The organism is Sporacetigenium sp. TC11 (assembly GCF_058146105.1).
On record NZ_JBYVNY010000002.1, the window covers coordinates 506,325 to 526,416 of the forward strand.

General features: G+C 29.0%; 16 protein-coding genes and 4 other annotated features. Of the genes, 3 read left to right on the forward strand and 13 right to left on the reverse strand.

The features are described 5' to 3' along the window. Positions 1–6: 6 nt before the first annotated feature. Positions 7–804: an MORN repeat-containing protein gene (locus ACUSRV_RS05500; protein ID WP_490140924.1), complete on the reverse strand. Its 798-nt coding sequence runs from the start codon at positions 802–804 to the stop codon at positions 7–9. 233 nt (positions 805–1,037) lie between these two features. On the opposite strand from ACUSRV_RS05500, the gene ACUSRV_RS05505 reads away from it, so the two are divergent. After that, a complete protein-coding gene (locus ACUSRV_RS05505; RefSeq protein ID WP_490140925.1) occupies positions 1,038–2,132 on the forward strand; it encodes a YkvI family membrane protein in 1,095 nt (364 codons plus the stop codon). Positions 2,133–2,157: 25 nt separating this feature from the next. Here ACUSRV_RS05505 and ACUSRV_RS05510 read toward each other — a convergent pair whose 3' ends face one another. The 8 genes from ACUSRV_RS05510 to argB all read right to left on the reverse strand — a co-directional run bounded on the left by ACUSRV_RS05510 (position 2,158) and on the right by argB (position 12,191). Beyond that, positions 2,158–2,841 carry a hypothetical protein gene (locus ACUSRV_RS05510; protein ID WP_490140926.1) on the reverse strand — a complete coding sequence of 228 codons (684 nt, stop codon included), beginning with the start codon at positions 2,839–2,841 and terminating at the stop codon, positions 2,158–2,160. 205 nt (positions 2,842–3,046) lie between these two features. Then, positions 3,047–3,706 carry a hypothetical protein gene (locus ACUSRV_RS05515; protein ID WP_490140927.1) on the reverse strand — a complete coding sequence of 220 codons (660 nt, stop codon included), beginning with the start codon at positions 3,704–3,706 and terminating at the stop codon, positions 3,047–3,049. Positions 3,707–3,793: 87 nt separating this feature from the next. Next, entirely contained in the window at positions 3,794–4,660 is an 867-nt protein-coding gene (locus tag ACUSRV_RS05520; protein ID WP_490140928.1) for a YitT family protein, read from the reverse strand. Positions 4,661–4,834: 174 nt separating this feature from the next. Further along, on the reverse strand, positions 4,835–8,029 hold the full coding sequence (carB, locus tag ACUSRV_RS05525; RefSeq protein WP_490140929.1) for a carbamoyl-phosphate synthase (glutamine-hydrolyzing) large subunit: 3,195 nt from the start codon (positions 8,027–8,029) through the stop codon (positions 4,835–4,837). After that, positions 8,029–9,099 carry a glutamine-hydrolyzing carbamoyl-phosphate synthase small subunit gene (gene carA / locus ACUSRV_RS05530; RefSeq protein ID WP_490140930.1) on the reverse strand — a complete coding sequence of 357 codons (1,071 nt, stop codon included), beginning with the start codon at positions 9,097–9,099 and terminating at the stop codon, positions 8,029–8,031. The genes carB and carA overlap by 1 nt, the downstream gene beginning before the upstream one ends. A 21-nt stretch (positions 9,100–9,120) precedes the next feature. Beyond that, a complete protein-coding gene (locus tag ACUSRV_RS05535; protein WP_490140931.1) occupies positions 9,121–10,293 on the reverse strand; it encodes an aspartate aminotransferase family protein in 1,173 nt (390 codons plus the stop codon). 25 nt (positions 10,294–10,318) lie between these two features. Further along, positions 10,319–11,317 carry an ornithine carbamoyltransferase gene (gene argF, locus ACUSRV_RS05540; protein WP_490140932.1) on the reverse strand — a complete coding sequence of 333 codons (999 nt, stop codon included), beginning with the start codon at positions 11,315–11,317 and terminating at the stop codon, positions 10,319–10,321. Then, a complete protein-coding gene (gene argB / locus ACUSRV_RS05545) occupies positions 11,307–12,191 on the reverse strand; it encodes an acetylglutamate kinase (RefSeq protein ID WP_490140933.1) in 885 nt (294 codons plus the stop codon). The genes argF and argB overlap by 11 nt, the downstream gene beginning before the upstream one ends. A 64-nt stretch (positions 12,192–12,255) precedes the next feature. Next, positions 12,256–12,467, reverse strand: a binding site (T-box leader). 36 nt (positions 12,468–12,503) lie between these two features. After that, positions 12,504–12,714 (reverse strand) — a binding site (T-box leader). 36 nt (positions 12,715–12,750) lie between these two features. Further along, positions 12,751–12,961, reverse strand: a binding site (T-box leader). 379 nt (positions 12,962–13,340) lie between these two features. On the opposite strand from argB, the gene argC reads away from it, so the two are divergent. Next, the gene (gene argC / locus ACUSRV_RS05550) at positions 13,341–14,378 is read left to right on the forward strand and encodes an N-acetyl-gamma-glutamyl-phosphate reductase (protein ID WP_490140934.1); all 1,038 of its coding nucleotides are present in this window, start codon (positions 13,341–13,343) and stop codon (positions 14,376–14,378) included. A 3-nt stretch (positions 14,379–14,381) separates the two neighbouring features. Further along, positions 14,382–14,593: a binding site (T-box leader), on the forward strand. A 121-nt stretch (positions 14,594–14,714) separates the two neighbouring features. After that, a complete protein-coding gene (argJ, locus tag ACUSRV_RS05555; RefSeq protein WP_490140935.1) occupies positions 14,715–15,929 on the forward strand; it encodes a bifunctional glutamate N-acetyltransferase/amino-acid acetyltransferase ArgJ in 1,215 nt (404 codons plus the stop codon). Positions 15,930–15,973: 44 nt separating this feature from the next. Here argJ and ACUSRV_RS05560 read toward each other — a convergent pair whose 3' ends face one another. From ACUSRV_RS05560 to ACUSRV_RS05575, 4 genes are all read right to left on the reverse strand, one after another. Beyond that, positions 15,974–16,171: a small, acid-soluble spore protein, H family gene (locus ACUSRV_RS05560; protein ID WP_490140936.1), complete on the reverse strand. Its 198-nt coding sequence runs from the start codon at positions 16,169–16,171 to the stop codon at positions 15,974–15,976. A gap of 80 nt (positions 16,172–16,251) precedes the next feature. Further along, positions 16,252–17,220, reverse strand: coding sequence for a WG repeat-containing protein (locus tag ACUSRV_RS05565; RefSeq protein ID WP_490140937.1), 969 nt, complete (start codon positions 17,218–17,220; stop codon positions 16,252–16,254). Positions 17,221–17,342: 122 nt separating this feature from the next. Beyond that, entirely contained in the window at positions 17,343–17,672 is a 330-nt protein-coding gene (locus ACUSRV_RS05570) for a tRNA-binding protein (protein ID WP_490140938.1), read from the reverse strand. 25 nt (positions 17,673–17,697) lie between these two features. After that, positions 17,698–19,491, reverse strand: a complete 1,794-nt coding sequence (locus ACUSRV_RS05575; protein WP_490140939.1) for an ATP-dependent metallopeptidase FtsH/Yme1/Tma family protein — start codon at positions 19,489–19,491, stop codon at positions 17,698–17,700. Positions 19,492–20,092: the final 601 nt, after the last annotated feature.

Here is a 20,092-nt window from a genome sequence, read left to right on the forward strand (position 1 = left end):
TAATGTCTATTCTGTAATATAAGCCGTTTTTAATTCATCTATTGTTTTATCAAATATACAAGGTTTATCAAATCTCCATTCACCTTTGTACATTACTTCACCATCTATATAAAAAGTTCCCGTACCATGTTTTTTGCCATATAAAAACTCACCTACATACTTTCTATGTTCATCCCATATATAAATGCCTTTACCGTGGCTTAAATTATTTTTCCATTCACCTTTATATATAACTTTACCAAATCTATCGTAACATGTACCTTTTCCTTCCATTTTACTATTTCTAAATTGCCCTACATATACACTACCTTCATCCCATTTGTAAATTCCCATACCTTGTTTTTGACCTTCATCCCATTCTCCTAAGTATTCATCCTTGCTTTGATATACCATTTTTCCAATGCCATGAATTTTATCTTTATTCCACTCCCCTATATACATTGACCCGTTTGGGAAAGTACACATACCTTTTCCGCTTTTCATATCTTCAGCAAAACTTCCTACATATTCCTGTCCTGCCCAGCTTCCCTCAGAAAACATATAAACGCCTTTTCCATTCATTTTTCCATTTAGCATTTTGCCTATATATACGTCTCCGTTGTAAAATGTATATGATCTCTTTTTATTATTTTTGGATACATCTGTCATATTTCCTTCTATAGCTAATACCTCTTGCTCACAAGATAATTCTTTTTTAATAGTAAACTTGCTCAATATCTTTATTACCTTTATATCAAAACTCGCCTTTTTTATACTATTCATATATTTATCATATATATGCTTATGCTTTTCTGATAATTTCATCTCAAACAACCCCCGATATTTATATATGTAAATTGAAAATAATAAACATTATATTCTTTACTAATTATTATATATTAAAGTATATGTTTTTTACTATATATTTCTATATTTTTTAAATAAAAAAGTCGTTTTATATCATATTTTATTTTCAACACATACACTAAATTGTACATTTATACTTTGATATATACATAAGTATAAATATAGATATATTTAAATTGGGAGGTGTTAATTTGAAAGATAACAAGCTATCTACTTTTCAAATAGCTGGAGCTTACATAGGAACTGTTATAGGAGCTGGATTTGCATCTGGACAAGAGATATTTCAATTTTTTGTTTTATTTGGTAAAAAAGGACTTATGGGTCTTATATTAGTAACTTTTATGTTTGCACTATTTGGATACATAATAATGGATATAGGTAAAAAACTTAATTCACAATCACATTTTTCTATAATAAATGAAATAAGCGGCAAATATCTAGGTAGTATAATTGATTTTCTAGTTACTTTCTTCATCTTTTGTGGATTAGTTACAATGTTTGCAGGAAGCGGTGCATTATTTAATGAATTCTTTAATTTACCTATATTAACAGGAAGTATTTTTATGGCTATTATAACAGCTATTACAGTATTTTTCGGTATAGGTGGAGTTGTAAATGGAATAGGTGTTTTAGTTCCTTTTCTAATACTAACATCAGTTGTAATAAGTGTTTTATCTATAGGTTTTGTTCCAGGAGACTTAGCTCCTATAGAAATGCCCTCTAATAGTGAACTTATAAAAAACTGGACCTGGGGTTCTCTGCTTTATATTTCTTATAATATAGTATTGGCTATTGCTATTTTAGGGCCATTAGGTGCAAACTCAAAAAGTCAAAGGTCTATAAAAAATGGTGCGATTTTAGGAGCACTGGGCCTTGGAATTAGTGCTGTATGTATGTATTTCGCATTATATACTCATATAAATGATGTAGCCGGACTTAGAGTTCCTATGATATATATAGCTGGAAAAATCAACAGTTCTCTCCCTATAATTTACTCAGTTATGTTACTAGCTGGAATATATACTACGGCTGTTGCTAGTTTATATGGATTTGTTGCAAATATAATAGATGTAAATAACAAGAAAAAATACTATAGTTTAATACTATTATCTACACTTATTGCTCTTATAGCAAGTCAGTTTGGCTTTTCTAACTTAGTTAGATATTTATATCCTGCAATTGGGTACTGCGGGCTAGTCCTTTTATTAGCGCTGTTAATATATAAATGCAAAAAAGTTTTAGATGGCTTTAGAATTAAAAATTTATCTTATAGAAAACATAATTAAAAGTGTGCAAAGTTTGCACACTTTTTTAAATATCCATTTCATCTTCTATTATATTTATACATTCCTGATGCTTATCATCTTTTTTTCCATCTAAGTGGCGTGTTGAGTTTCTAAAATGCAAATCTACATGTCCGTCCATTCCGTTATTTTTTACTGTATCGTAGTTTATCCCGTCACCATATCCATCACTTCTATTTTCAATCCACTCCATTGCAGGTTTATCGTCTCTACCTGCATGAGGCATGTTACTCATACTTGCAGCTAATATTTTTCCGTTTATATTAACTAGTACCGGTCTTCTTTCCCAGCTAAATCCGTTCCATACACTCTTCATAATTTTAGCATCTTCTATGTTAAGTGCTTCTATATCCGCGTGATTAGTCCCGCCCATTCTTTTTACTTTGAACTTTTTTCCCGTATAAAAGTCTTCTACTTCAAATACGCAGTTTATAGGTATTAAGTATTGAGCCTCATCCCACCAGTCTAAAACCTCAACATCGTTTGAAGCTCTAGATACTATTTTTTCCAGGTTGATCGTTAAGATATTTGACATTATATTATTATAATAAATTCCTTCTTTAAACGATTTTACTATAAAGTCTATTTTATCGTTTATTATGTAAGATGAGGAGCTAGCCTCTATATCTTTATAGTTTCCGAAAAAAATAACCGCTGATATAGTAGCTATTATCAATCCTTTTTCTATCATAATTTCCTCCTTCGTGAATTTAATAACACCTTATTAAACTCACATTAATTATATTTTCAAATTTCTTTAAAAATATACACAAAAAATAAAAAAATTCGCTTTGCTCATGTCGCCAACGACCTTAAATAGCAGGTCCGTTGCTCAAGTTTATAGGATGGAAATTATAATTTCCTTAAATAAAAAATAGAATATGATTAATCATATTCTATTTCTTGTTTACATTGTCTTTTATATAGTTTATACATTCTTGATGTCTAGGGTCTTGTTTCCCATCTAAATGACGTGTTGAATTTATGAAGTGTAGGTCTACATGTCCATCCATACCATTTTCTTTAACAGAATCATAGTTTATGCCACTACCGTAGCCATTACTTCTGTCTTCTACCCAAGCTAAAGCTTTTTCATTATCTTTTCCTGCATGAGGCATATTAGTCATAGAAGCGGCATATACTTTATCTTCTACATACAGTAAAACTGGTCTTCTATCCCAGCTAAATCCTCCCCATACTTCTTTCATTATATTAGTATCTTCAGTGGTTAAAGCTTCTACATCTGCATGGTTAGTTCCGCCAGTTCTTTTTATTTTAAATATCTTTTTTGTTTTATAATCTTGAACAACAATAACAGTTTCCTTTGGCATAGATCCACTAGCTTCGCTCCACCAGTCAGGAAATATAATATCATCTGCATCTACATTGTAGTTTTCATTTTCAGATCTATTTAAATATGTATTACCTCTAGAAACAGGTAATGCTCCCTTAGATTTTATATTCATCATAATTTGTGTCATTGTTTTGTTTAAATACTTATCCATATTTAATTCTTGTCCATATGATATACTTAGGCTTCCTAAAAATACGCCCATTGATACCAGTATACCTAATCTTTTGATTGAAATCGCCCCCTTATAGCATGAATAAATGTTACAAACTTGTAACTTTTTCATTATACACTATAAATACTTTTCTTTAAACCCTTTTCCCTTAACTTCATCAATGTTATTTACCGAAATAAATGCCTTTTTGTCATATTTTAAGGTAATTTCCTTGATTTTAGGTATTTCATTTGATGCAACTATACAATAGATAATTTTTTTCTTTTCCTTAGTATAAGCACCTTCAGCTTCTATAAAAGTTACACCCCTAATAAGTCTTGCCATTATTTCTTTTGAGATTTCTTCACTTTTTTCAGAAATAACCATTACTTGTTTTTGCTCATTAAGAGCATCTTTAGCAATATTCATAGTAGATGCATTTAAATACATATCTACTAAAGTATATAAAGCAATATTTAACCCAAATAAAGAACCACCTAATAAAACTATAAAAAGATTTATACCAAGTCCTGTGTTTTTTATAGGTATATTCTTTTTAAATTTAAGTATAGCTCCTATTATATCTGTTCCTCCAAGGGATGATTTAGTTCTAAATACTATTCCTGCACCAATACCTGAAAGTACTCCACCATATATTGTTTGTAAAAATAAATCATTTATAACAAAAATATGACCTAATTGTTGAGTTATCCCAAGTATAAAGGAAAATAGTATCATATTTATTAAACTAGTTATACAAAACTCTTTTTCTAAGTATATAAATCCTATAATAAATATAGGTATATTAATTAAAAATGTAAGCAATCCTACATTTAATCCTGTTAAATAGTTTATTGCAACTGCAAGTCCGGGAACTCCACCGCTAAGTAAATGAGCCGGTCTTAAAAATACATTAGTTCCTAAAGAACTTATAAACATACCTATTATTATAACTGTATATCTTAAAAATATATTATCTTCTAGAATAGTATTTACTTTGGCCATTTATATAGCCTCCTCTCAATTTAACTATAATATTAAATATTGCCTCTAAAATAGTAATTCTTTTGAGTACTTTTGTCAACTTTTATTATGTTAAAATATTTTTAGCATAATAAAAAAACATCGTATTATTTTTTACCAATTAAAGATAGCAAACAATACAATGTTTATTAAAATTTATATATTATTAAAGTAATTTTGTAAAGGTATATAGTCTATTTTTTCATTGCTTTTCTTTATATTAATTGCTTTTAAAAATAGCTTTGCTGTGTCAATACATGTAAATATAGGTATTTTTCTTTCTGTTGCTTTTCTTCTTAACTTAAACCCTTGTGTTTTTGTATCGTTTCCATTTGTAGGTGTATTTAATACTATATCTATATTACCTTCATATATAAATTGATCTAATTTATCTAAATCTATATTTTTGCAGCAAATTCCTTTATCATTTAAAAAATCACTGGTTCCCTCTGATGCATATATATTAAATCCTAAATTATAATATTCATTTATAACATCATATCCTTCTTCTTTATCTATGTCTTTTAAAGATACATATATTCCTCCCTTTATAGGAATATTTATATTTACTGAACTAAATCCCTTGTATATTGCTTTATCTAAATCTTTATCAATTCCTAGTACTTCTCCTGTTGACTTCATCTCTGGGCCAAGATAAATATCTACATCTGTAAGCTTTTCACTAGAAAAAATAGGTATCTTTATGGCATATAAATCTTTATTTTTCAAAAGTCCTGTTCCATACTCAAGCTCTCTTAATTTTTTGCCTAACATAACTTCTACTGCAATTTTAACCATTGGAGTTGATGTTATTTTACTAAGTATAGGTACTGTTCTTGAAGCTCTCGGATTTACTTCTATTACATATATATCTTTTCCATCATATACATATTGAATATTGACAAGACCTACTATTTTTAATTCTTTAGATATTTTCTTTGTATAATCTACCAATGTATCTATCGTTTGTTTACTTAGGTTTATAGTAGGATAAACAGTTATGCTATCGCCAGAATGAACTCCTGTTTTTTCAACATGTTCCATAATTCCAGGTATTAATATATCATCACCATCACATAGTGCATCAACTTCTATCTCTATGCCTCTTACATATTTGTCTACAAGTACAGGATATTCATTGGACAAGCTTACTGCTTCATTTATATATTTTGTAAGTGCATTATCATTATAAACTACCTGCATAGCACGCCCGCCTATTACATATGAAGGTCTAACTATTACAGGGTATTTTAGATCATTAGCTACAACTATAGCATCTTTTAATGTTGTTACAGCTTTTCCAGTTGGAGCTGGAATATCTAATTTTTTTAAGAATTTTCCAAACTTATCTCTATCTTCGGCTAAATCTATAGAATTAAATGATGATCCTATTATTTTTACTCCTTTTTCATGGAGTTCTTTAGCAAGATTTATAGAAGTTTGCCCTCCAAACTGAACTATGACCCCTTTAGGATTTTCTTTATTTATAACATTCATAACATCGTCTATATATAAAGACTCAAAGTACAGTTTATCTGCAGTATCAAAATCTGTACTTACAGTTTCTGGATTATTGTTTATAATAATAGATTCATATCCTAATTCTTTTATTGCCCAAACACCATGAACACAACAATAATCAAATTCTATACCTTGACCTATTCTTATAGGCCCTGATCCTATAACTAAAATCTTATCCTTATTAGATACTATACTTTCATCTTCTTCATCATAAGTAGAATAGTAATACGGAGTGTTTGAATCAAATTCACAACTACAAGTATCTACCATTTTGTATGACGGGTATATGTTATTGTTAATTCTAATTTTATCTAGTTGTGAAGAACTAAGTCCACAAATCTCACATATTTCTTTATCTGTAAAACCAAGTGATTGTGCTTCGTATATTAATTTTTCATCAGTAGTTTGTTTTTGTAGTTTATTTTCCATATCTACAATATTGTATATACAATGTAAAAACCACTTATCTATTTTTGTTAATTCATAAATTTCATCTATTGTTATATTAAGTCTAATAGCTTGTGCTATAGCAAATATTCTCTCATCGTCACACATTTGTATTTTTTCAATAATTTCACTTTTATCCATATTTATTAAATTCGGCATTCTAAGTCCTGTAAATTTTGTTTCAAGTGAGCCTATTGCTTTTAAAATAGCACTTTCAAAACTTCTACTTATTGCCATAACTTCCCCTGTTGCCTTCATTTGAGTTCCTAATTTTCTTGTAGCTTTACTAAATTTATCAAAAGGCCACTTAGGTATTTTTACTACTACATAATCTAATGTTGGCTCAAAAAAGGCACTTGAATTCTTTGTTACATAATTTTTAAGTTCATCAAGACTATATCCAATAGCAATTTTAGCTGATATTTTTGCAATAGGATAACCTGCTGCTTTTGATGCTAGAGCACTAGATCTACTTACTCTCGGATTGACCTCAATTACGACATAATTATTACTAAATGGATCAAGGGCAAATTGAACATTACACCCACCTTCAATTTTTAAACTTCTTATTATGTCTATAGAAGCTTTTCTAAGCATTTGATATTCTTTATCTCTTAGTGTTTGAGATGGAGCAACAACTATACTGTCTCCAGTGTGTACTCCTACTGGGTCAATATTTTCCATATTACATACTATAATACAATTATCTTTTTTATCTCTTATTACTTCATACTCTATTTCTTTCCATCCCGCTACACTTTGCTCTAAAAGTATTTGACCTATAGGGCTACTTTTAATACCATTTTCACATATTTTTATAAGTTCATCGTGGTTATTTGCTATACCTCCCCCAGTTCCACCTAAGGTATATGCTGGTCTAATAATTACAGGATAATCATATTTTTGAATAAACTCTATGCACTCATTTATATTATTTGCTATTACGCTCATAGGAACTGGCTGATTAATTTCTGTCATAAGATTTTTGAATAATTCTCTGTCTTCTGCATTTTTTATAGTATCACTGTCTGTTCCCAAAAGTCTTACATTATATTTTTTAAGAATTCCCTTATCTTCTAAATCCATAGCCAAATTAAGGGCTGTTTGACCACCAAAACCAGCCAAAATTCCATCTGGTTTTTCTTTTTCAATGATTTGTTCTAAAGCTTCTATATTAAGAGGCTCTATATATACCTTGCTAGCAATATTGATATCAGTCATTATTGTTGCAGGGTTACTATTTACAAGAATAGTTTCTATTCCCTCTTCCATAATTGCTCTGCAAGCTTGAGTACCTGAATAATCAAACTCTGCTGCCTGACCAATAATTATCGGCCCTGATCCTATAATTAAAACTTTTTTGATACTTTTATCTACTGACATTACTTAACCCCCTTCATTATAGCCATAAAGTTATCGAATAAATATGAAGAATCTTGCGGCCCAGGAGCTCCTTCTGGATGATACTGAACTGAAAAAACAGGAAGATATTTATGTTTCATTCCTTCTACTGTATTATCATTTAAATTTAAATGTGTAACTACCATATCTTTATCTTTAATACTATCAATGTCTACTGAATACCCGTGGTTTTGAGAAGTTATATACGATTTATCTCTTTCTATATCGTATACTCCGTGATTACCTCCTCTATGGCCGTACTTCATTTTATAAGTATCTCCACCGACAGCTAATGCAAGTATTTGATGACCTAAACAAATTCCAAAGACAGGCACATTTTTCATAAGTTCTTTTGTAGTTTTTATGGCCTCTGTTGCTTCTTTTGGATCTCCAGGCCCATTACTCAATAAAACTCCATTAGGTCTTATCCTCATAATATCTTCATATTTAGCATTATGAGGAAATATAGTTATATCGCAATCTCTTAATTTCAAATTATTAACAATGTTTGCTTTCACTCCAAAATCTACTAAAGCTACTTTTTGACCATTTCCTTTTATATGAATTATTTCATTGGTGCTTACATCTTTCATCATATCGCCTTTAGATTCATATTCATTTAAAGTGCTTTTTAAATAATCTATAGATAAACCTTCATTAGATATTACACATTTTAATACCCCTGAATTCCTAATCTTTTTAGTTAGACTTCTTGTATCTATACCGTAAATTCCCACAATATCCATATTTTTAAGCATTTCATCAATGCTTGTTTCACTCATATAATTTGAAGGATTTTTGGATATGTTTTTCACTATTAAGCCCTTAGCATATATTTTCGATGATTCACTTTCAATTTCATTTATGCCATAATTTCCTATAAGTGGATATGTCATATTTATTATTTGCCCAGCATATGAAGGGTCTGTTAGTATTTCTTGATATCCTGTCATAGATGTATTAAATACAAGTTCACCAAATGTTGTTCCAATTTTCCCAAATCCCTTGCCCTCATATATACTTCCGTCTTCTAAATATAAAATTGCTTTCATTGTTAATCACCTCTCTCCATGTTAATTAGATAATTGATATAAAACTTCATCTAGTATATCCAAACCTTTATCTATTTCTTCCTTAGTAATATTTAAAGCCGGAACTATTCTAACTACATCTTCCCCTGCACCTACTAATAGAAGTCCTTTTTCAAGACATTTATTAATTAGTTTGCTTTTATCTATTGTAAGTTTTATTCCCAGCATTAACCCCATGCCTTGAATTTTATCTATAAGGTTATATTTATTTTTTAATTCTAAAATCTTATTTATAATGTACTTGTTTTTTTCATTTACTTCATTTACTACCCCTTTATCCATCAATTCTTCTAAAATTGCCAATGCTACTGAGCACCCAAGAGGATTTCCACCAAATGTGCTGCCATGATCCCCAGGAACAAATGCGTTAGCTACTTTTTGCGTTGCAACAATAGCTCCAATGGGAAATCCCCCACCTAATCCTTTTGCCATACATATTATATCTGGAATAACATCAAACTTTTTATATGCAAATAAGCTCCCAGTTCTACCCATACCACACTGTATCTCATCAAATATTAAAATAGCATTGTACTTTTTACATAAATCTTTAACTTCTTTTAAGAAGTCTATTTGTGCAACTATTATTCCTCCTTCACCTTGAATAGGCTCAACTATAACAGCACAAGTATTTTCATTTATTTTATTTTTTATATCTTTTATATCATTAAATTTGGCGCTTTTTACACCTTTCATAAGTGGCATAAAATCTTTTTGATATTTTCCCTGTCCTGTAACAGCAAGTGCCCCAAGTGTTCTTCCATGAAATGAATTTTCCATATATATTATTTCATTTTTTTGATCTCCACCATTTTGTTTGCCATACTTTCTACCTAACTTCAAAGCCGCTTCTACTGCTTCTGTACCACTATTACAGAAAAAAACTTTGTCATGATCACTATAATCACATAGTTTTTTTGCAAGTTCCAATTGCTTTGTATTCCAATATAAATTTGATATATGCATTAAATTATTACTTTGGTTATTTATAGCCTTTATTATAGCTTTGTTAGAATGACCTAAGCAATTTACTGCAACTCCAGAAACAAAATCAATATATTCTTTATTATTCGTATCATAAACTTTACTACCTAAACCTTTTTCAAATATTACATCAAATCTTGAATAAGTCTCCATTAAATTAGTATTTACCATTTGTATTCCCCCTTTATTGTCAAATTTAAATATTTCCTATAGTAGCAACCATTATAGCTTTTATTGCATGCATTCTATTTTCAGCTTCATCAAATACAACTGAATGTTTAGATCTGAAAACTTCATCTGTAACTTCCATCTCTTTAATTCCAAATTCCTCGTATATTTCCATACCAACTTTCGTATTTAAATCATGGAATGCTGGTAAACAGTGCATAAATATAACATTCTTATTTTCAGTTTTATTTATCATATCCATATTTACTTGATATGGCATTAATAGCTTTATTCTTTCTCCAAACATATCTTCTTCACCCATAGACACCCAAACATCTGTATATATTACATCTGCACCTTTAACCTCATTTATATCCTCAGTTAAAGTTATTTTAGCTCCTGTTGCATTTGCAACCTCTTGCATTTCATCTACTAATTCTTCGCTTGGCCATAATGATTTTGGAGCTAGAGCAACAAAATTCATTCCCATTTTAGAAGCACCTATTAATAAAGAATTGCCCATATTATTTCTAGCATCTCCGGCATAAACAAACTTAACTTCATTAAGAGGTTTATTTACATGTTCCATAATTGTTAGAAAGTCTGCTAGTATTTGAGTTGGATGATACATATCTGTTAATCCATTCCATACTGGTACTCCAGCATTTTGTGCTAATATCTCAACAGTTTCTTGTTTAAAACCTCTGAACTCTATACCATCATAAAATCTTCCAAGTACCTTAGCTGTATCTTCTATTGATTCCTTCTTTTCCATTTGACTATCATTGGACCCTAAAAATGTTACATGACCACCTTCATCTAGTGCAGCAACTTCAAAGGAACATCTAGTTCTTGTCGACGTTTTTTCAAATAATAAAACTATATTTTTCCCTTCCAACAGATTACCTTTTATCCCTGCTCTTTTTTTTGTTTTTAAATCCTTTGATAGATTTAAAAGATACTTTATCTCCTCTGGTTTAAAATGTTTTAATGTTAAAAAGCTTCTTCCCTTTAAATTAACTGGCATATTTAACTCCTCCTTTTATCATTGTACCTATCCCTGTATTTGTAAATATCTCTAAAAGCAAACTATGTTCTTGTCTCCCATCTATTAGGTGGATATTTTTTGTACCACCACTTATAGCATCGACACAACACTCCATTTTTGGTATCATTCCTCCTTTTATAACCCCTGAGTTTATATATTCTTTTATATCGTTAACTTTTAAGCTTGATATAAAAGTCGATTCATCACTTAAGTCTTTATAAATCCCCTTTACATCTGTTAAGAGAATTAATTTTTCTGCTTTTAAACACGAACTTACGGCAGATGCTACATAATCAGCGTTAATATTATACATATTGCCTTCTGAATCACACCCAATAGGAGATATTACTGGCAAGTTATTTTTTTCAAGTAAATCCATAAGTAGTTTTTTATTTATATTTTTAACTTCTCCTACATAGCCAATATCTATTTTTTTCTCACCTTCAAGAATATATTTTTTCTCAGATTGAATTAAGCTTCCATCTCTTCCACTAATTCCAATAGCACTTATATTGTGCATACATAATTTCGAGGTTATATCTTTATTTACTTTGGATGATAATACCATCTCTACTGCTTCCATGGCATCTTTGTCTGTGACTCTTAGACCATTTATAAAGTTATTCTTTATATTTAACTTATTTAAGAAATTAGAAATATCTGGCCCTCCACCATGTACAATTACTATATTTATTCCTACAAGTTTAAGTAAAACCACATCTTCAATAAATGCCTTTTTAGAATTTTCATTTTGCATTATACTTCCGCCATATTTTATTACAAAGGTTTTGCCTTTAAAATTTTTAATATATGGCAATGCCTCCATTAGGATTGATATCTTTTCACAATTCATTTAATTACCTCCTTTTTGCCTCCTCTTAAATTATTTAAATATAAAAAACCCCCGTCTCTTAAAAATAAGAGACGAGAGTTATCCCGCGTTACCACTCTTGTTGACATAATAAATTTATATCCACTCGATTCCTTTAACGGGGAAACCGGATTTTCCTACTTAGGTTCAGAAAATCTCCTCCAGAGCTCTCTTCAATATAGCTATGTTGCTAGACTCACACCAACTCTAGCTCGCTGTAACAATTACTATACTTACTTTCTCCTTCACTGGATTTACTATTTTATTGTATTAAAAAAACTCCCATCTCTTAAAATAAGAGACGAGAGTTATCCCGCGTTACCACTCTTGTTGATATAAAAAATTATATCCACTCAATTCTTTTAACGGAGAAACCGGATTTTCCTACTTAGGTTCAGAAAATCTCCTCTAGAGCTCTCTTCAATATAGCTATGTTGCTAGACTCACACCAACTCTAGCTCGCTGTAACAATCACTGTATTTACTTTCTCCTTCACTGGATTTACTATTTTATTGTATTAAAAAAACTCCCATCTCTTAAAATAAGAGACGAGAGTTATCCCGCGTTACCACTCTTGTTGATATAAAAAATTATATCCACTCAATTCTTTTAACGGAGAAACCGGATTTTCCTATTTAGGTTCAGAAAATCTCCTCTAGAGCTCTCTTCAATATAGCTATGTTGCTAGACTCACACCAACTCTAGCTCGCTGTAACAATCACTGTATTTACTTTCTCTTTCACTGGATTTGTATTTGTATTTGTATTTGTATTAAATGTAATATATCAAAATATTTTAAAACTTGCAATATGTTTTTTGAAAATTTTATTGTAGATTTAATTTTTAATTTTAAATCTACACTTTCACCAAATTATATGTTTTATTTATAGGTAATATAGCAAACTATTTTAAAATCTGCAATATATTTTTTTATTATTTCATTTCAATAAATTTTTTATCTTCTTTGAAAGCTACTAATTGCAAAACTTAAGGCTTAATTTATATATTAAATATATATTTCAAAAATATTTTTGTGTTGCATTTATAAAATTCATTTTGTATAATCAATCTTAAAATATTTTGAATATTTAAATGCATTTAAAATTCAATAACTAGAAAGAAGGTGTAATTATGATAAAAGTAGGTGTAATAGGAGCTACTGGATATGCTGGCCAGCAACTAGTTTGGCTTTTATATAGACATCCTAATGTTACAATTTCTTATTTATCTTCTAATAGTTATATAGATAATTTATTCTCTAGTGTCTATGGAAATTACTGTAATAATTTAGATATGTTGTGCATAGATATGAAAGAAGCTGAAGATAGACTTAATGAAATTGATATTGTTTTTATAGCTCTACCTCATGGAAAATCATTTAACATAGTTAAAAAAGCTCTTAGTTTAGGAGTCAAAGTTGTAGATTTAGGAGCTGATTTTAGAATAAAAAATGCAGATTTATATAAAGAGTGGTACAATCTTGATCATGAAGCAACTGACTTATTATCATGTTCTGTATATGGATTACCTGAACTAAATAGAGATTCTATAAGAACTTCTAGTTTAATAGCGAATCCAGGTTGTTATCCAACTGCAAGTATATTAGCTCTAACACCTTTGTTAAAAAATAATCTTATTGAAACATCGTCTATAATCATAGATGCTAAATCAGGAGTATCGGGAGCTGGGAGATTTTTAAATGTATCTACCCTTTATAGCGAATGTAATGAATCAATAAAAGCCTATTCTATATCTTCACATAGACATACTCCTGAAATAGAACAAATATTATCTGATGTATCAAATAAGGATATTTACTTATCTTTTACACCTCATTTAGTTCCAATGAACAGAGGTATATTGGCTACATGTTACGCTAATCTAGTAAAGGATATAACAGAGGAAGAACTTTATGAAATTTATAATTCGTTTTATAAAAATGAATTCTTTGTAAGAATTGTTAAAAATTTACCAGAAACAAGATGGGTTAAAAATTCGAATATATGTGATATTGGTATAAGAATTGATCAAAGAACAAAAAGAGTTGTAGTTGTATCAGCTATAGATAACTTAGTAAAAGGTGCAGCAGGCCAAGCAGTACAAAATATGAATATTATGTTTGGATTAAATGAAACAACAGGATTAGATTTATTATCTATGTTTCCATAAAATGTAAATCCTATGATAGGGATAGTAGATATAGTAATTGTTTCAGCGAGCTAGAGTTGGTGTGAGTCTAGTAACATAGCTATATTGAAGAGAGCCCTGGAGGAGATTTTCTGAACCTAAGTAGGAAAATCCGGTTTCCCCGTTAAAGGAATCGAGTGGATATAAATTTATTATATCAACAAGAGTGGTAACGCGGGATAACTCTCGTCTCTTATTTTTAAGAGATGGGAGTTTTTTGTATTTCCAACCGATAAATTTGAGCAATGGACCTGCTTCCCAAGGTCGTTGGCGACATGATTAAAGCGAATTTTTTATTTCAAAGAAAGGGTGATTATTGTGAAAATATTAGAAAACAAAACTATTACAGATATTCCTTATTTTAAGGCGATAGGTATACATTGTGGTATAAAGAAAAAGAAAAAAGATTTATGTATAATATACAGCGAAAAAAAATCTGTAGCTGCTGCTACTTTTACTACAAATAAGGTTAAAGCAGCACCCGTTATCTTAAATATGGATAATATAAAATCAAGTAATACACAAGCTATAGTTGTTAATAGCGGAAATGCAAATGCTTGTACTGGTGATGAAGGTTTGACTAATGCTTATAATATGGCTAAAAGTGCAGCTGATTCTCTAGGATTATCTCCTAAAGAAGTATTAATAGCATCTACTGGAATAATAGGAGTTCCTCTTCCAATGGATATTGTTATTCCTGGAATTAAAAAAGCATGTGATTTATTATCCTATTCAGGTGGTGAATCTGCAGCTGAAGCTATAATGACTACAGATACTTTTACTAAAAAAATAACTGTAGAAATAGAAATAGATGGGAAAAGTGTGTTGATAGGTGGTATTGCAAAAGGTTCTGGAATGATACATCCTAACATGGCAACTATGTTAAGTTTCATAGTTAGCAATGTAAATATATCCAAAGAAATGCTTTCTATGGCATTAAAAGATAGTGTTGAAAATTCATATAATATGATATCTGTAGATGGAGATACTAGCACTAACGATATGGTTATAGCTATGGCAAATGGTTCTGCTGAAAACTCTTTAATATATAATAACAGTAGTGACTTTATTAAATTTAAAGAAGCATTAGATTTTGTAAATAAAGAGCTTTCTAAAATGATCGCCATGGATGGTGAAGGAGCTACAAAGTTAATAGAAGTTTCTTTGTATAATGCAAAAACTTTAAAAGATGCAAGATCATGTGCTAAGTCAGTTGTTTCATCTAGTTTGGTAAAATCAGCATTCTTTGGAAGTGATGCAAACTGGGGAAGAATTCTTTGTGCTTTAGGTTATTCAAATGGAGAGTTTTCTCCTGAAAAAATAGATATATCTTTCAATAATGATGCTGGAACAGTTCAACTTGTTAAAAATGGCAAAGGGATTTGTTTCAATGAAGAATTAGCTAAAAATATATTAGATAAAAAGAATATAAATATAACAATAGATTTAAAAGATGGGAACTATAATGCAACAGCTTGGGGCTGTGATTTAACATACGATTATGTAAAAATAAATGGTTCTTATAGATCTTAAAAATAAATCTAAAAAAATGCTCCCTTTGAATAGGGAGCATTTTCTTATGATTCCATACGTTCATGTAATTGTTCTAAATTAACTTCTAATCTCGCATTGTCATCTAAAGTTCTAATATAAGCTGCTTTCATTTCTCCATCTTGTTCTATACTTTCTATTGTTACAGGTCTATCATTATAATATACAACTGTATTTTCTTTATTATTAGAGTTCATTATTTCAACAGCTCTTCTTAATTGCATAGTAATACCTCCATATATTGTTTTTATAGTAAATATGATAACCTTATGGAGAATTTTTATGCAAATAATTTAAGTCTAATTTATTCTAAAAAACAAGTGCCTTCTCTATTTATATAATTATTGTTATTTCCCTCTATTATCTGTGCATATCCATTTTCAAAGTCAGAGACTGCTCTAAACTGTGGTAATATAACTATATCTCCGTGTGTATCTATAAATCCCCATACTCCACCTTTCGGATGTGCTAATCCTCTACTTAAATTTGAAGATCCTATATTGAATTTAGCTAAGCCTTCATTAAATGAACAAGCATAATCAAATACAGGTTTTATAACTAATTCTCCATTTTTATCTATGTAGCCCCACTTATTGTTTATACATACAGGAGCCAAACCTTCTTTAAAATCTCCCACTCTATCAAATAATATGTCTATGACTAATTCTCCATTTTTATTTACATATCCCCATTTATCATTAAATCTAACTCCTGCTAAATCTTCAGAAAAGCTAGTTGCTAAATCAAAATTAGGCTCAATAACAAAATTTCCATATTTATCTATGTACCCATATCTATTTTTATACTCTACTAAAGCTAAACCATCTTTAAAAGATGATACATAACTATATGCTGGAGTTACAACAATGTTACCTTTCTTATTTATATACCCCCACTTTTTATCCAATCTTATAGCTGCTAAACCCTCGCTAAAACTACAAGCTAATTCATATTTAGGTTCTATTACTTGTTCAAGGTTTGTATCTATATATCCATATTTCCCGTCTATTTTTATAAGACCTAGACCTTCACTAAAATCATTTGCATCTTCCCAATGAAGAAATATATGTATACCCCCAGCTTTATCTATATATCCAAATACCCACCTTATAGAATTTGTTAACTTCTTTATATAAACTATTTTACTATATCCGTATGCAAACTTACTTGAAACTTGCTTAAATCTTGGATTTATAACAGTTTTTCCTTCTTTATTTATAAACCCATATTTTCCATTTTTAAGTATAGGTAAAAATAGATTTTTTTTATGCATAACACCACCCCAGAATAATAAAAATAATATAATCAAAAATACCCTATAGTATATATTTATTATTCTGGCATAAAATTTAGACATAAAATTTTCTAAAAAATAGAGTTGCCTTAAAGACAACTCTATCCTAATTTATCTCCCTTATTCACTTTTTGATCAGGTTGAATTAAAACAACTCCTTGATCTGAATATACACCTAAAACTAGAAATTCAGATATAAAGTTCGCAACTTGTTTAGGTGGAAAGTTTACAACTCCTAAAACTTGCTTCCCTATAAGTTGTTCAATCTCATAACACTCTGTAATCTGGGCACTTGTCTTCTTTACCCCTAATTCATTTCCAAAATCTACCCATATCTTATATGCTGGTTTTTTTGCTTTTTCAAATACTTCTGCCTTTGTAATTTCTCCTACTCTAATGTCTAGTTTCATAAAATCATCAAAATTAGCCATGTATTCCTCCATCTGTATAAATATACTAACAATTCAAGCTAGTTATGCCCATTAAATCATCAATTTCATCCCCTGATAATGTCTCTTTTTCAATTAGAGCTTTTGCAATACTGTCTAATATACTTTTGTTCTCTTTTAAAATTTTTATACTATCTTCATATAAATTTGTAGCAATTTTTTTCCTTAATTCAAATAATTTTTCTTTATCAGTATTATGGTCAAATTTAATGGGTCCTATATCGCTCATTCCATAATAACATATTATATTATCTATTATTGTAGTTGCTTTTTCTATATCATTTATAGCCCCTGTTGTTACTTTTTCTTCATCTTCGTTAAACAGTATGTATTCTGCCGCTCTTCCCCCATATAATATCTTAACTTCATTGTATAGCTCCTTTTTAGATAATAACCCCATTTTCTTTGGAGTTATGGCAGTTAATCCTCCAGCTCCATTAGTTGTTCCAATTATAGTAACTTTATGAACATCATTTTTTGTCAACAATTTAGCTAAAATAGCATGACCTGCCTCATGATAGGATACAAGTTCCTTATCTTCTATATTTTTGTTTTTATTTTTTACTAAATTTGCTTTAGTTATCATTTTTAGATATGATTCTTCAATATCGACTTTTGAGATTGAATTTTTATCTTTTATAGTTGCTATAATTGCAGCTTCATTTAATAAAGCTTTTATATCAGCTCCAGAAAAGCCTATTGTTAGTTTTGAAAGTTCGTTAAAATCAACATCTAAAGATAGAACTTTATCCTTAGAGTGTAGTTTTAATATATTTTCTCTATCTTTTATATCAGGAAGTCTTATTGCTATATGTTTATCAAATCTCCCTGCACGTACTAAAGCAGAATCTAACATATCAACTCTATTAGTTGCCGCTATAACAACTATTTGATCACTTCCATTAAATCCATCTAATTCTGTTAGTAATTGATTTAGAGTTTGATCTTTCTCATTATTGTTAGACATTCCTCTATTACCACCTACAGCGTCTATTTCATCTATAAATATTATACAAGGAGAACTTTTTCTAGCTTTATTGAATAATTCTCTTACTCTTTTAGCTCCTACCCCTACATACATTTCCACAAAATCAGAACCACTAGCATAAAAAAACGGAACGTTAGCTTCTCCTGCTATTGCTTTAGCCATTAATGTTTTCCCTGTTCCTGGTTCACCATAAAATATAACACCTTTTGGTATTTCAGCTCCCATTTTATTATATTTCTCAGGATTTTTTAAAAAATCAACTAAGAACATCATTTCTTCCTTTGCTTCTTCATTTCCTGCGATATTGCAAAACTTAATAGATATAGATTCATCATTATTGGTATTTACTTTATTATCTAGATTATATGAATTAATATCTTGCTTTCTTAAAACAAATTTATATAATATAAATAAAAGTATACCTATAAATAAAAACCCAAAAAAATTACTTCCTGATGATTTTTGTGAATTATCACTTATTTGTTCAAACACTTGAATATTTTGTTTTAATAAATAATATTTAAAATCTTGATTTTGAGGGTTGAATGTTCTATATCCAAAAACAGCATTTTTGCTTTCTTTTAATCTATTTTCATTTGTTTTTTCTTCAACTGTTTTTTGTAAATTATCACCTTTATAATCCACTTGTACTACATTTGCATTATCTTTTACAGTAAAAAATATATTTTCGTAATTTTTATCATAATATACAACATCTATATATCCTGACTCGCAGAGCTTTTCAAAATAATTAAAAGGAGTTATTTTTTTACTATCTTTTAAAACTAATATACTTCCTTTATAATACTTCATTCTATCATCTACTTTTTCCTCTTTAGATGTAGTTTCATAAGTTATACCATATGAATAATTATTAAAGCTAAAACTTATAAAAAGCAAAAAAATCAATAAAATTTTAGTTATATTTTTCAAATATACTCTGACTATATAAATATATAGTCAGATTCACCCCCCTTAAAAGATAAAATAAAAAAATAAAATAAATATTTATATAGAATTAAACAACAGTAATGTTATATCCTTCTATAAATTTTATTGTCTATCGAATGAAAAAAATGGAAAATATATCAAAATATTTTCCATTTTTATTATAAATTTAAATTAACAATGTTCAAAATAATTTTCATAAAGTTTTCTTATTAAAATAATCTCTTATTTAAAAATGGACTATTGTTTAATTTCTCTATATTATATGTTCATTAATTATTGTATTATGCTTAATGCTTATTATTAAATATTGATAAAACATGTAAATTTATTAAAATAAAATTTTATTCTCAATTTTCGTTCAAACATAGTTTTAGAATAATACTAATTAAAATTGTAATACTAACTAATATGTACGTTAAGAATTAATATAAATTATCTGATATTAACATCAAATATTGTTCAT